Annotated in this window: 10 protein-coding genes, 1 tRNA gene and 1 rRNA gene; 6 read left to right on the top strand and 6 right to left on the bottom strand. The window is 57.5% G+C overall.

Going from position 1 to position 14,317, the window contains the following annotated elements; genetic code table 11:
* Window positions 1-220, bottom strand: a 220-nt coding sequence (locus FJ320_07725) for a methyltransferase domain-containing protein (GenBank protein ID MBM3925859.1), incomplete at its 3' end; no start/stop codon positions are given.
* A gap of 730 nt (window positions 221-950) precedes the next feature.
* Between FJ320_07725 and FJ320_07720 the strand changes: the two genes are divergently transcribed.
* Window positions 951-2,087, top strand: coding sequence for an amidohydrolase (locus FJ320_07720; protein ID MBM3925858.1), 1,137 nt, complete (start codon window positions 951-953; stop codon window positions 2,085-2,087).
* A gap of 240 nt (window positions 2,088-2,327) precedes the next feature.
* Here the strand turns inward: FJ320_07720 and FJ320_07715 are convergent, their stop codons facing one another.
* The 5 genes from FJ320_07715 to FJ320_07695 all read right to left on the bottom strand — a co-directional run bounded on the left by FJ320_07715 (window position 2,328) and on the right by FJ320_07695 (window position 7,944).
* Window positions 2,328-3,473, bottom strand: coding sequence for an aminopeptidase P family protein (locus FJ320_07715; GenBank protein ID MBM3925857.1), 1,146 nt, complete (start codon window positions 3,471-3,473; stop codon window positions 2,328-2,330).
* Window positions 3,474-3,791: 318 nt separating this feature from the next.
* On the bottom strand, window positions 3,792-4,652 hold the full coding sequence (locus FJ320_07710; protein ID MBM3925856.1) for a tetratricopeptide repeat protein: 861 nt from the start codon (window positions 4,650-4,652) through the stop codon (window positions 3,792-3,794).
* A gap of 183 nt (window positions 4,653-4,835) precedes the next feature.
* Window positions 4,836-5,555 (bottom strand): glycosyltransferase family 2 protein, encoded by a 720-nt coding sequence (locus FJ320_07705; protein MBM3925855.1) that lies wholly within the window; start codon window positions 5,553-5,555, stop codon window positions 4,836-4,838.
* 38 nt (window positions 5,556-5,593) lie between these two features.
* Window positions 5,594-6,811, bottom strand: coding sequence for an aspartate kinase (locus tag FJ320_07700; GenBank protein MBM3925854.1), 1,218 nt, complete (start codon window positions 6,809-6,811; stop codon window positions 5,594-5,596).
* Window positions 6,812-7,032: 221 nt separating this feature from the next.
* Window positions 7,033-7,944: a homoserine kinase gene (locus tag FJ320_07695; protein MBM3925853.1), complete on the bottom strand. Its 912-nt coding sequence runs from the start codon at window positions 7,942-7,944 to the stop codon at window positions 7,033-7,035.
* Window positions 7,945-8,259: 315 nt separating this feature from the next.
* Here FJ320_07695 and FJ320_07690 point away from each other — a divergent pair.
* The 5 genes from FJ320_07690 to FJ320_07670 all read left to right on the top strand — a co-directional run bounded on the left by FJ320_07690 (window position 8,260) and on the right by FJ320_07670 (window position 14,025).
* A 23S ribosomal RNA gene (locus FJ320_07690) occupies window positions 8,260-11,258 on the top strand.
* Window positions 11,259-11,419: 161 nt separating this feature from the next.
* Window positions 11,420-11,494, top strand: a tRNA-Met gene (locus FJ320_07685).
* A gap of 159 nt (window positions 11,495-11,653) precedes the next feature.
* Window positions 11,654-11,755 (top strand): hypothetical protein, encoded by a 102-nt coding sequence (locus FJ320_07680; GenBank protein MBM3925852.1) that lies wholly within the window; start codon window positions 11,654-11,656, stop codon window positions 11,753-11,755.
* Window positions 11,756-12,089: 334 nt separating this feature from the next.
* Window positions 12,090-12,269: a hypothetical protein gene (locus FJ320_07675; protein ID MBM3925851.1), complete on the top strand. Its 180-nt coding sequence runs from the start codon at window positions 12,090-12,092 to the stop codon at window positions 12,267-12,269.
* Between the two features lie 493 nt (window positions 12,270-12,762).
* Complete coding sequence (locus FJ320_07670) at window positions 12,763-14,025, top strand: PLP-dependent aminotransferase family protein (GenBank protein ID MBM3925850.1); 1,263 nt, start codon at window positions 12,763-12,765, stop codon at window positions 14,023-14,025.
* Window positions 14,026-14,317 lie beyond the last annotated feature (292 nt).

Below are 14,317 nucleotides of genomic sequence, written 5' to 3'. Positions count from 1 at the left end.
GCCCTTTAGCTATCTCGAATGCCAGGTTCTCCTTCGCCTCCGCCAGCATAGCCGCGCTCAAATCCGCCGCCACCACCTCCACCTCCGAACACCCCCGCGCCATCCTCTGGGCCACCATCCCCGTCCCTGTGCACAAGTCCAACACCCGCTTCCCCGAAAGGTCACCCAACTCCAAGACCAGCCGCTTGTGCCACCTGTCATACTGCCCGAAACTAAACACTCTGGCGGGCCACCCATAATTGCCCGCAATCCCTCCAAAAAGCTCCCCCGCGAATTCCGTCCTTCGAGCCTCCCGCTGTCCCTCTATCTCAGTTTTATCTCTAATAATCGCGGCCAGTATACCAGCCTGTCGCCGTCAGATTTTATCGGAGGGATTGCCGGGGTTCCTCCCATCAGGTTCCCCTTCTTCTCCTACCTTGTAGAAGTTGAGGATGAAGGACGAAATCCCGATGTCAATCGGGAAAGGGGCTAGGGAATGATGAGGTGATTCTTTTATTTCTTCCACTTCCAGCAGACGCGTGATGCACAATGATGCACAACAAGGAAGTTCTGAGCCTTTTTATCATGGGCTGGATCATGGGAAACCACTAGCCTTTTGCACAGATGGGGACTTGGGGGGCTGGTCTGGTTCTCCCCCTTCGGCCTGGAAGGCGAAGGGGGAGTTAGACGCCGTCCTGAGCCTGGCCGAAGGAGGGGGTTGTGGTTCCTATTTTTCTGTCCCTCTTCTTCCCGTAGTCGGGAGAAGAGGGACTAAGGGTGATGAGGGTGCCCCGCTTATTACCAGGAGTGTTATTTGCATCACGCGTCTGAAAGGAAGGGGTATGGGGATGGTATTCCATACCGAGAACTAGGTGCCATCTCTACAAAGAGGATACTCAGCGCCCCCAAGTTTGACACCACCCTCCCGCACTCTATAATTAACTAAAAATCCCCTCCAAGGAGTGACTTTAGTGAAGAACGGCTTCAAAGTCATTGATGCTGACGCCCACCTGCAAGAGCCGCTGGATATCTGGGACAAATATGTCGAGCCCGCCTTTTACGACCGACGCCCCGTCGTCGACAAACATCAGGGCCGCCGCTTCTTCTCCTACAAGCCCGGCGAGCTTTACCCCAACGGCGGCGGCATACGAGGCGTCCGCCCCGCCAAAGTCACCGAGCGCAACGAGCAGAAGTACGGCGAGGCCTTCCGCACCTGGTGGAGCGCCGAGTCCCGCCTCGCCGATATGGACAAGTACGGCTGGGACAAAATGGTCTGCATCCCCGGCACCAACGCCGGCCCCACCAAGCTTCAGGGCAAGGACCCCGAGCTAATCTGGGCCTTAGTCCGCGCCTATAACAACTGGGCCCACGACTTCTGCAGCACCGACTCCTCCCGCCTCAAAATGGTCGCCCAAATTCCCTCCCTGGACATCGAAGGCATCGTTTCTGAAGCCCGCCGATGCGTCCAAAAGCTCGGCGCCGTCACCATGATGATGCCCAAGCCCCTGGAGAACGAGACCTGGGACGACCCCAAGTACGACGCCGTCTGGAACCTGGCCTCGGAGCTCGACTTCCCCATCTCCTTCCACGGCGTCAGCAGCGGCAGCCCCCACACCGGCACCCGCTACGCCGGCAAGCAGGGCGTCCTCATCGCCCTGGAACACGCCATCGGCTTCCCCTTTGAGAACATGATCTCCATGGGCCACCTCATCTACACCGGCATCCTGGAGCGAAATCCCGACCTGCGATGCTCGTTCCTGGAAGGCAACTCCGGCTGGCTCCCCTTCTGGCTGGGCCGCCTGGACGAGCATATCTTTGGACGACAGGGCGTCTTCTTCGACGAGACCCCCCTGCCCATGAAACCCAGCGAATACTTCCACCGCCAGTTCTGGGTGGCCTGCGACGGGGATGAGCTCGGCATCAAGGGCGCCGTCGATGTCATCGGCGACAACAAGCTCGTCTGGAACACCGACTACCCCCACTCCGACGCCCCCGACCCCGACAAGGCTCTGCCCCAGTTCCTAGACCAGCCTCTCTCTGACCAGACCAAGCGCCACATCCTCTGGGACAACCCCGCCCGCCTCTACGGCTCCCGAATCCTAAACTAGCCGCTTTGCAAAAGAGGAGGCCCCGAATAGATTCGGGGCCTCCTCTGCATTCTATTATGGCTGTGTCTGGGGGTCAGTCTCGGTAAATTGTTGAATTCGTTAGGAATCCTGGTTTCACCACCCGATGAATCACACCGAATTATTTCTACGAAAATGGGTGTAGCCGGTCCAGAAATCGCCACGGTTATCTTAGAGAGTAATTAAATGACTGGGAATTAAATTGATCTCTGTTAGGTATTGTTATTTCTTAATCCGCCAGAGGAAATCCCAATCAGTCGTTAAAGTCTCAGCTCCAGTCTTTGTAATAACAAGACCGTCGAATATCTTGGGGGGTCTCCGAACGGCCGGAATAGTGTCGCGGTGTGGGTGGTAGGAGAAGACCATACCTTCTTCGAGTATCGTGTCTTCCGAGCCCTCGGGCATCGGGGTAAAATAAGGCCACTCTATTGCGTCCATTCCTTGGCCGTGGAACGAGTAGTGCCAAGCAGGCTCTCCTAACTCCCATCCATTATCAGTTATTACTTTAAGGAAGGTCTCATTTAATTCCTTGAGACTTATCCCTGGCTTGGCTGCAGATCTAGTTTCTTTCAGGGCGCTATATTCGGCTTCCATGAGTTTCTGTTCAAACTTATCAGGCCCTTTGAATGCGCAAACGACGTTTATCTCCGACCAGTGGCCACTCTCCCCGCATACCTCCAGGTGGAAGTTGATCCAGTCGTCACACCGGAGCGGCACATCTTTGGGCAGACCCTTGAAGGCTCCCTCCTGGATTAATGTCAAATCGGTGAACGATCCGGCAGCTCGAATGACTTTGGCAGCTTCTGCTGCAGCCTCGCGCTGGGTCACTCCCGGGCCTACGACCTCCACAAACCTCTCCATAGCGCCTTGGGACATCTGCCATAGACTCCGAAGCTTCTGGATCTCAAAGTCACTCTTCAACGCTCTTATCCGGTCAACTAACCTGTCGGCATTGACAAATTTTATGCCATGCATGCCTTCCTTGAGCGCTTCATAAACGCCCATCGCAAACCTCTTTTTGAACCCTGCTATTCCTAAGTTGCCATTAGTGACTCCCTTATCCCTAATGGCCTTAACTAGCTCTTTCTCTGGTTCGGGCCATTGGCGGAAGTCGGGAATCCAGAGTGTGTCAGGCATGGAAGGCAAGGAATATGTGACGTGAACGTGCACAGGATCGCCATCCAAAGGTATGAATATTAAGCTGATGTCCTCCCATATGTGAACATCTGCAAAGTAGCGGATATAGCCCCGCCCGAAGTTACTGCCATGGCCCGCAATTATTAGACCAACAAGTCCTTCGTCGACCATGGCCTCCCGGACTGCCTTGAACCGTCTGTCCCTTTCCAGAATGTTTGCGCTATTTGTCATAAGTTTCAACTCCGGCTGGTTTCAACGGGCGTAGCGGATAGAAACCGGGAGAACTAATGAGAGAAGAGTAGGCTTCTCTCCACGGGTTTGGGTTGACCATGTCCTCATCGAGGGACTGTTGTCTAGCCGATCCTCACGGCTGACTGTGGGTTTTCAGCGAGCTTTAGCGAGAACCACAAGTGGTGATGTCCACATGAGCCTAGCACAGTTATCTCTCTCGCTGTCAGGTTGGTCTCACTAAACCGTTTGAATCCTAAGTACTTATACCAATCGAGGGGGAAGTTAAAGAGGAATTGGTTATCTTGGCATTACTCCTCTCTACTCTTCCTCCTCTTCCACATCCTCTTCTTCCTCCTCCTCGCTCATCGCCTTCGAGCGGGAACTGCGGCGCGGCATCGGCTCCGGCGCCTCCTCCCCGTCCTCCGTCCACATGGACATCGGGTCCGCCTCCGGCTCGTCGTCAGGCTCGCTTTCAATGTCGTAGCTGACCGCGGCTTCGCGGACGTAGCTTGGATACTCCTCAGACCCCGTCGCCGGGAACGACTGTACCCCCATCAGCGACGGGTGGTGGTACGTCTCTCGAATAATAATCGATACCTTCCCGGGGTCTACGCTCAAAATAGCCGCGTCATACCTGTTCCCCTGCTTCATCAAGTGCATCAGCCGCGTCCCCAGCTTCGTCTCCACATGCCCCAGCGCCTGCCCGTCCTTCCCCCTGGCGCACAGCGTGTTCCCCGAAGCCTGAAGCTCCACCGGGTCGCCGGCGGCGGCGGCCGCCAGCACCTTCGCGGAGCTTAGGCTGCGCAAGGAGGTTACCCCGGACTTCCCGCTCTCCTCCAGAAAGAGCTTCGGCGCCACCTTCCGGCCCTCCTGCGCCGACGACACCCCCCGCGGCATCTGCGCTATCCTCGCCACGTTCTTTTTGGCGATGGTGTTGTGCGGCGATATCGACAGCGCCTTCTGAAACGCCTCTTTGGCCTGCGGGTACTCGCCCACTTCCAGGTGGGCCTTCCCTAGCCGGTTCAGGCTCTCCACGTCCTCAGGGTAGTAATAAAGGATATCCTTGTTTACGTTGATAGCCTCGCGCCACTTGCCTTCCAGCGCCAGCTGCACCGCCTCCTTAGACTTGTCCCGACGCAGTTTCGTTGCGTCAATTGAGTGTGCCAGTTCCATGGACATGGTATAGCTACCCCCATCCCCTTTCTCTCACAGGTTATACGGCCAATAACTAACACTTACATTAAGATGCGGAATTGGTCAAGTCCCTTTTGACTCAATTTACTGAAAAAGTCCCAGCAGCCTGCCGGTATTCCCAGCAATACCCTAGGCGGAGCCGCTTTTTCAGCCTACCAGCCTAGTCTCTTACTGGGGCTGCTCTTTGTCCTTATACACGCCCCGCCGGTAAGCCCACCGCACATTGAACAGGTCCGCCACCATCCTGAGCGAGTCCCTTACCGGGCTCACCTTGCTCCGAGTCTGATAACGCCAGTCTATACCCACCTCCCCCACGCTGTAGCCTAGCTTCCTTGCCAGGAACAGCACCTCCGCGTCAAACCCAAACCCCTCCAGCCGCTGCAAACTGAACAGACGCTCCGCCGCATAGTCCTTGAACAGCTTGAAACCGCACTGGGTGTCCTTAATCCCGGGCGCTGCCAGAAGCCGCGTCAGGGTGTTGAATATCCGGCCCATCAGGTGCCGACCCCACGGTTCCCCAATCCGCCTCGCCCCCGGCGCCTCCCTGGACCCGATGACCACATCCCACCTGCTCCCCTCCTCCGACATGAAACGCTCGATATGCTCAATCGGCATAGATAGGTCCGCGTCGCACAAAAACCTGAGCCGCCCCCTCGCCTGCAGCATCCCGTTCCTCACCGCCCACCCCTTGCCGCCGTGTCTCAAGTCCAGCAGTCTCACCCTCGTCCACTTGCTTCCCACCCCTTTCACAATCTCCGCCGTCCCATCCGCGCTCCCATCGTTCGCTACCAGCACCTCCCAGGAATACTTCTGCCCCCTCAAATACGCCGTGACCAATTCCAGCGTCTGCCCAATCCTGGACTCCTCGTTATAAGCGGGAATAATTATGGAAAGCCAGGGCGGCTGAGTGGTCTCCCCCAAGGCCATTAAGACGCCTCTAGGTTAAACGCCTTGTGCAGCTCCCTGACGGCGTCCTCCAGCTTCTTCTCCGACACTATGCATGTGATACGTATCTCCGACGTTGTAATCATCTCAATGTTCACCCCTGAGTCCGCCAGCGCCCGAAACATCCTGGAAGCATAGCCGGGCGTGTTGTACATTCCCGCCCCTACAATGCTGACCTTGCTCAGCGTCCCGTCTGTCAGCACCTCCGACGCTCCCAGCCGCTGCGCCACCGGCTTCACGAGTCTCACCGCCTCGGCGAGGTCCGTGCGGGCCACTGTGAAGCTAAAGTCGGAACGGTTGTCACGGCCCGCGTTCTGCACAATCGTATCCACGCTAATTCCTACCTCTGCCAGCGGCTCCAGAATGCCCGCCGCCACGCCGGGCCTGTCCGGCACACCCTGTACCGTGACCTTAGCCACATTCCTGTCGTAGGCCACCCCCGTAACCTTTACACGATGCTCCATCATAGCTGCATCTCCATGAATCAAAGTGCCGGGCGCGTCCGAAAACGTGGACGCGACGTAGATTGGCACATTATAGACCCAACCCAGTTCAATCGAACGGGGATGCATTTTCGCCCCGTAAGCCGCCAGCTCCAGCATCTCCTCAAATGTTATCTCCTTGAGCTTCCGCGCTCCCTTTACTATCCGGGGGTCCGCCGTGTATATGCCTTCGACGTCTGTATACACCTCGCACCGCTCCGCCTTCAGCGCCGCCGCCAGCGCCACCGCCGTCGTGTCGGAGCCGCCGCGGCCCAGGGTCGTCACGTCCATATCCTCGGTGAACCCCTGAAACCCCGCCACCACCACAATCTTGCCCTGCTCCAACTCCCTCAGCGCCCTGCTGGTATCCACCCGACTTATACGCGCCCTCCCATAGGTGGTATCAGTATGTATCCCAGCCTGCATTCCCGTCAGCGATATAGCGCTGTGCCCCATGGACCGCAGCGCCATGGCCATCAGCGTGCATGACACTACCTCTCCCGATGACAGTAAGAGGTCCAGCTCCCTCGGCTCCGGCCTAGAGGACACCTGGCTCGCCAGCTTTATCAGGTCGTCCGTGGTGTCCCCCATGGCCGACACCACCGCCACCACCCTCTTGCCCGAATCCTTAACGGCCGCGATGCGCTCCGCCACCCTCTTGATCTTGGCCGCGTCCGATACCGAACTCCCCCCATATTTCTGGACGACCAACGCCATGTCTATCCCACTCCTTGAACGCCTAGGGCTAATTGAGCCTTGTGGTAAGTAAAAACTCGTGTAGTACCAAGAAACTCCTTCTCCCTTGATGGGAGAAGGTGCAGGTCGAAGACTCGCCGTGGCGAGATGAGGGGGAAACCCTGGCTAAACGGTCCTTTGTTAAGGCAACTTTCCACTGCCGTTTTATTCCTCGACTGTATTAGGCCAACCAGCGCCATCCCCTACGCAGCCTCAATTATATGCGCGCCCTTCTCGGTAGGCCTGGTGATAACCGTCTCCCCCGGCGCGTTGGCCTTCCGCGCCCCCTCCGCCATCTCATACGCTATGCTCATCTCGCGGCCTCGCGCCAGCGCCAGCACCGTCGGCCCGCTCCCCGACACAAACGCCCCCAAAGCTCCCGCCTTCAACGCGTCGCGAATAATCACCTTCATCGCTGGAAATAAATGCTCTCGATACGGCTGATGCAGCCGGTCCTCCGTGGCCGCCCTTAGATCCTGCGGCCTGTCGGACGCCAGCGCGTTCACCAGCAAGGCCGCCCGCCCCAGATTAAATACCGCGTCCTCGCGGCTTACCTGCTTGGGCAGCGCCTTTCGCGCCTCGGCCGTCGATATTGTCCCGTTGGGCACGTACAACACAACCTTTAAGTCCGTCGGCATCCTCACCGGCGAAGTCACTAGCTTGTTCCCATCGGTCACTACAATCTGCGCGCCGCCCAGCAATGCCGGGGTAACGTTGTCCGGATGCCCCTCCATCTCCACCGCCAGCGCCAGCATCCTCTCCTGCGACACCGGATTCCCCAGCAGCGCGTTGGCCCCTACCAGTCCGCCCACAATGGCGGCGGAGCTGCTCCCTAACCCCCTCTTCAACGGAATCTTGTTGCGGCACCTAATCCTCAGCGGCGGCGCCTCAACACCCGCCTCCCTAAACAGACGCAGCGCTGCTGCGTACACCACATTCTCGCGTCCCTTTGGCAGCTCTCCCGACCCCTGGCCTTCCACCTCCACCCGGGACTCGCCGCCGGCCTCCATCGTTAGCCAGTTCCAGATGTCCAGGGCAACGCCCATGGCATCAAACGCGGGGCCCAGGTTCGCCGTCGTCGCCGGCGCTTCAACAGTAACCGATCTATACTTCATATCTATACTTCATATCTAACGGACAGGCCCACTCCCGCTGGCGGCAAAACTCTAGCCAGCGAGTATAGCAACGCGCCCCCCCCAGTGACAACGAAGCTGTAAACCAGTGCCTGAGCACTTTTCAAAATAAGTTTAAAAACCCTTGACGCACTCTGCGCAGGCCTATATAATACGAGGGCTAATGAAACAACTGCATAACAGTTCATAGCGGTAACAAAGGTCTCAAGACACCTAAGCGGCGGCTTGGGCAACTGAGCCGCCCTTATTTTTGCACTTTAACAAGAGAATAAGTTTTTAGTTTGTGGCTTCTAGCGTGGGTCAAGTTACTAAGGGCTTACGGTGGATGCCTTGGAGCCAAGGGCCGATGAAGGGCGCGGCAAGACTGCGATAAGCCCCGGTGAGCCGTCTAACAGGCATAGCCGGGGATACCCGAATGGGCAAACCTAATGCGGTGTTGAGCCGCATTGCTCCGATGCAAATCGGAGAGGTAAGCGGGGGAACTGAAACATCTCAGTACCTCGAGGAAAATAAATCGAAAGAGATTCCCTTAGTAGTGGCGAACGAAACGGGAATAGCCCAAACCTCCGGGACTTAGTGGCCTGAGGGCCTATGTCTCAGAGGTGTTGTAGGAAACGTGGGAGGAGGCCTCAGCCTCCTCAAGGAGTTACAAATCCCACTCCTAGCTGAAAGTCCCTGGAACGGACTGCCATAGCGGGTGATAGCCCCGTAGGCCAAAGGGATGGGACTCCTCGCGTTTTCCTGAGTACCACGGGACACGGGAAATCCCGTGGGAATCTGGGGGGACCACCTTCCAAGGCTAAATACCCTTGGCTACCGATAGCGAACCAGTACCGTGAGGGAAAGGTGAAAAGCACCCCGGAAGGGGAGTGAAATAGACCTGAAACCGTAAGCTTACAGAATGTCACAGTCTCTCGTAAGAGGGATGGTGGCGTGCCTATTGAAGAATGATCCAGGGAGTTGCTTCGTGGGGCAAGGTTAAGGGACTGGAGTCCTGTAGCCGTAGCGAAAGCGAGTTCGAATAGAGCGACCAGTCCCAAGGAGCAGACTCGAAACCAGATGATCTACCCATGGCCAGGGTGAAGGTGCATTAACGTGCACTGGAGGCCCGAACCTATTGCTAGTACAAAAGCTCAGGATGAGCTGTGGGTAGAGGTGAAATGCCAAACGAATCTGGTGATAGCTAGTTCTCCCCGAAATGCATTTAGGTGCAGCCTCAGACTATAGGTGGACGGAGGTAGGGCACTGGATGGGCTAGGGGGCGTGAGCTTACCAAACCCAACCAAACCGCCAATGCCGTCTATCCGTTCTCTGGGAGTGAGACTCGCGGTAATAAGATTGCGGGTCAAAAGGGAAACAGCCCAGACCACCAGCTAAGGTCCCTAAGAGCAAGCTAAGTGTGAAACGAGGTAGGGTTCCCCAGACAGCCAGGAGGTTGGCTTAGAAGCAGCCATCCTTTGAAGAGTGCGTAACAGCTCACTGGTCGAGGGGTCCCGCGCGGAAAATGTAACGGGGCTTAAGCTTGCCACCGAAGCTGTGGTATCAGACCGAATTAATCGGTCTGATAGGTAGGGGAGCGTTCCTCCAGCAGTAAAGCTAGGCCGTAAGGCCTGGTGGAGCAGGGGGAAGTGAGAATCCTGGAATGAGTAGCGTTAATCAGGGTGAGAATCCTTGACGCCGCAAGTCCAAGGTTTCCTACGCAACGCTTATCGGCGTAGGGTTAGTCGGTCCTAAGTTGTAGGCGAAAGCCAAAGATGATGGACAGTAGGTTAATATTCCTACACCACCGTTCTTCCGTCGTAAACCGAGGGGGGGCGCGGAAGGGTAGGCAGGGCGCACCCATTGGACATGGTGCGTCCTGGCCCGTAGGCCATGCCGGAGCAGGCAAATCCGCTCCGGCGTTACGAGCTGAGGGGCTAGGAAATTCGTCCGCTTCGGTGGACGGAAATCCTGCCAATCCCATGCCGACAAGAAAAGCCTCGCGGTTAGGAAGAGGGGTGTCCGTACCGAAAACCGACACTGGTGGACCGGGATAAATGTCCCAAGGCGTTCGGGCGAACCTCCGCTAAGGAACTAGGCAAAAGAGCCCCGTAACTTCGGGATAAGGGGCGTCCCGGGGAGCCATGCGCCTCGCGCGCAAAAGCTCCCTGGGGCCGCAGATAAGATGGCCGGGCGACTGTTTAACAAAAACACAGGTTTCTGCTAAGGGGTAACCCTAAGTATAGGAGCCGACGCTTGCCCAGTGCTGGAAGGTTAAGGGGAGGGGTGTCAAAGCCCTGAACTGAAGCCCCAGTGAACGGCGGCCGTAACTCTAACGGTCCTAAGGTAGCGAAGCCCCTTGTCGGGTAAGTTCCGACCTGCATGAATAGCGTAACGACTTGGCCGCTGTCTCGGCGGAGGGCCCGGTGAAATTGCAGAGCTGGTGAAGATGCCAGCGACCCACTGCAGGACAAAAAGACCCCGTGAAGCTTTACTGTATCCTGGCATTGGTCTGGGAGCATGGATGTGTAGAATAGGTGGGAGGCTTGGAAGTCCGGACGCCAGTCCGGATGGAGCCGCCGTTGAAATACCACTCTTCTGTGGTCCTGGTTCTAACCCTAGCAAAACTAGGGGACATTGCTTGGTGGTCAGTTTAGCTGGGGCGGCTGCCTCCCAAATTGTAACGGAGGCGTCCAAAGGTTCCCTCAGGACGGATGGAAATCGTCCTACGAGTGCATTGGCATAAGGGAGCTTGACTGTGAGGCTTACAAGCCAAGCAGAGACGAAAGTCGGGCAAAGTGATCCTACGGCTCTTCGTGGAAAGGCCGTGGCTTAACGGATAAAAGCTACTCCGGGGATAACAGGCTTATCTTGCCCAAGAGTTCACATCGACGGCAAGGTTTGGCACCTCGATGTCGGCTCATCCCATCCTGGGGCTGAAGGAGGTCCCAAGGGTCCGGCTGTTCGCCGGTTAAAGGGGTACGTGAGTTGGGTTCAGAACGTCGTGAGACAGTTCGGTCTCTATCCGCAGTGGGCGGAGGAAGCTTGAGGAGTTTTCTTCTTAGTACGAGAGGACCAGAAGGAACGCACCTATGGTGTGCCAGTTGTTCCGCCAGGAGCATTGCTGGGTAGCCATGTGCGGTGTGGATAAGCGCTGAAGGCATCTAAGCGCGAAGCCCTCTCCAAGATTAGGCTTCCCTCTCCCGGCTTGCCGGGAGGTAAGGCAGCAGGAAGACTACCTGCTTGATAGGCCGGAGGTGGAAGAGCAGCAATGCTTTAAGCTTACCGGTACTAATCAGCCGACAGACTTGACCCACGCTAAAAGCCGCAAACTAAAAACTTTTCTCTTGTTAATTCCCTCCTCAGGGTGTAGCATCAACTAGTCCAACTAGGACTTCGCCGCACTCTTAACAATCGACTCGGGGTGGAGCAGTGGTCCGCCGCAGGCGGATCGGGCTCATAACCGCACCAATAGTTACGCGGGGTGGAGCAGTGGCAGCTCGTCGGGCTCATAACCCGAAGGTCGTTGGTTCGAGTCCAACCCCCGCTACCAACAAAAACCTTGCCCCCTGGCCAAAACCAGGGGGCCTTCCTTTTCATGCCTTCCTAAGAAGCCGTCCGCTCCGCCTTCTCCAGCCTCACCAACAACCAGCGCAAAGTCCTCGCCCTCCGGTTCGGCGCCGGCCTCACCTATCGAGAGGTCGGCTCCATCATGGGAAAACGTATCGGCGCCATCCGGGAGACCCAGCGCGTAGCCCTCAAAGGCATGCGTGAAGCCTTCAAACGCCCCGCATACCACGTGAGCCTGAACTAATGCATCCTTGGATTAACAGTGGCCTGAGTTGTTCGGTCTGGTTCTCCCCCTTCGGCCTGAAAGAGCCTGTCCCGAGTATCCCCCGAAGGACGAAGGGGGAGTTAGACGCTCCGCTACCTTTAAGCATATATCGCGGAGTCCGATGCAATCGGACCGTCCTGAGTCCGCCTCCAGCGGACCGAAGGAGGGGGTTGTGGTAAATATTTTCCCTTCCCCTTCCAGCAGGCTGTACTTAGTCCCGATGCAGTCGGGAAAGGGGATTAAGGGGATGGTATCCCGGCTAGGCACAGCAATTGGCTGCAAAATCCTACTTTAGAAGGAGTAAATCCCCCCAATGGCTATCTACCTCAAGACCTGCAAAAAGTGCCGCGGCGACCTATTTCTCAACGGTGACATCTACGGCCCCTACCTCCAGTGCCTCCAGTGCGGCCTCCTCATAGAAATCAAAGCCAAAAAATCCGCCGGTCTTGAACAATACGCAGAAGCCGTCCAGCAGCAGCAAATTGCCGCCTAACCCCCGGCCGCCTCTCCTCCACCCATCCTACCCTTCCCTGCCCCAGTTACCCCCGCGCATCCGCACGCACCCATCTCGACACACGAAAGGCTCGCTGAAGAAATCCTGAGCGTGTCATCCGTTCAGCGGCGCCCATATTTCGACAATCCACGCTTCCTCTGGCCCTTCCCCTCTGGTGCTCCCTCTTCTCCTATTGCAAAGGAGAAAAGGGGGATAGAGCCTGCCCTGAGCTTGTCGAAGGGGGATGATGAGGTGGTCCTTATTTTCCCTTCCCCTTCCAGCAGGCTGTACTCAGTCCCGATGCAGTCGGGGAAGGGGCCAGGGGATGGTATCCCGATTATGAACAAGGCCGGCTTTTCATGTTAGAGCGCTTCAGCGGAGGGATCAGACTCTCCCCTTACAACTCACCCCCAATATGATAGACTCTTACGAACTCTAACAGCCTTGCCTAAAACATAAACCTCCTCTCCAGAGGACACGAAAGGGGATAAAAATGCCGCAAAAAGCCAACAACCCGAAGGAAGCCGCCAAGAAGTGGCAAAACGTTAACATGAACAATATCTTCTCCGACTCCGCCCGCACCATCGGCGCGGGCAGCGCCACCGCCGCGGGCGCCGGCTGGAAAATCGACCACCCCAACCCCATCATCGCCGCCGGCGGCATCCCCGACTCCCCCACCCTCCCCTCCAAAGACATCATGGAAGCCTTCCAGAAGGTCCTTGTCCAAAAACCCTCCGACGCCCTCAAGTACGGCGGCGTCATGGGCTTCGACGGCCTCCGCAACATCGTCGCCCAGCGTCAGACCAGGCTGGACGGCCTCCCCGTCAAGCCCGAAAACGTCATCATCCACAACGGCGGCTCAGGCTGCCTCGACAACATCGCCCAGGCCTTCATCAACCCCGGCGACGTCGTCATCATCGAAGACCCCAACTACTCCGGCACCACCCGCGCCATCCAGGGCCACATGGCTAATGTCGTCGGCGCTGAGGTCGACGACCAGGGCATCAACCCCGACGCCGTCGAGTCCGCCATCAAGAAGGCCCAGAAGCAGGGCAAGCGCGTCAAAATGCTCTACGTCACCCCCGACTACCAGAACCCCACCGCTACCGTCCTCCCTGAAGACCGCCGCGCCGAGCTCATCAAGATGTGCGCCGAGAACGAAATCCTTATCGTCGAGGACTGCACTTACTCCGAGCTTTACTTCGACGACCCCGTTCCGCCCTCCATGTACGCCATGGCCGGCGGACAGGGCGTCCTCAAGCTAGGCACCTTCAGCAAAGTCATCGCCACCGGCCTCCGCGCCGGCTGGGTCCAGGCCCCCAAGGACTACATCGACGCCATGGGCCGCGTCCGCTTCGACATGGGCACCAGCCCCCTCCTCATCCACATGCTGGACGCCTACATCGGCTCCGGCAAGCTGGAACCCCACATCAAGAAGGTGCGCGCCGTCTACGCCAAGAAGAACGAAACCCTCGCCACCTCCCTGCTGGAAAACTGCGGCCCCCAGGTCAAGTTCAACAAGCCCACCGGCGGCTTCTTCCTCTGGTTCGAGACCCCCAACGCCGCCACCGAGGACGTCCTCCGCGAGTCCGCCAAGGAAGGCCTCCTCTACACCGCCGGCAAAGAGTTCTACCTCGACAAGTCCACCGACAAGACCCACGGCCGCATGGCCTTCTCCAACGCCTCCCTGGACCAACTGGAGGCCATCGGCCAGCGCCTGGGCCGCGCCCTCCAGCGCGTCAAAAAGTCCAAGTAATCCCCATCCCCATTAAGCCCAGTGGCCCGCCGAGTACTCGGCGGGCCACTCTCTTTCCGTCATTTCGAGCGCAGTCGAGAAACCTCAACAATCCGCCTGCCACCATTACACTCCATACAGCCAGATGCGCCCTCCCCAAAGCGTTGGCTAAACATTCTGAGGGTAGGTAATAAAAAGGGTCCTGTCATCCTGAGCCCCGCGAAGGGTCTATGCCCACCGCCAGCCTCTAACCAACCTCCTCCCTCCTAATGTCCGCTTCTTTCTCCCTCCCATCCCTAGTGCTACAATCCCC

The organism is SAR202 cluster bacterium (assembly GCA_016872285.1).
In the GTDB taxonomy this organism is placed as follows: Bacteria; Chloroflexota; Dehalococcoidia; order Lucifugimonadales.
This window is presented reverse-complemented; position numbering and strand designations above follow the sequence as displayed.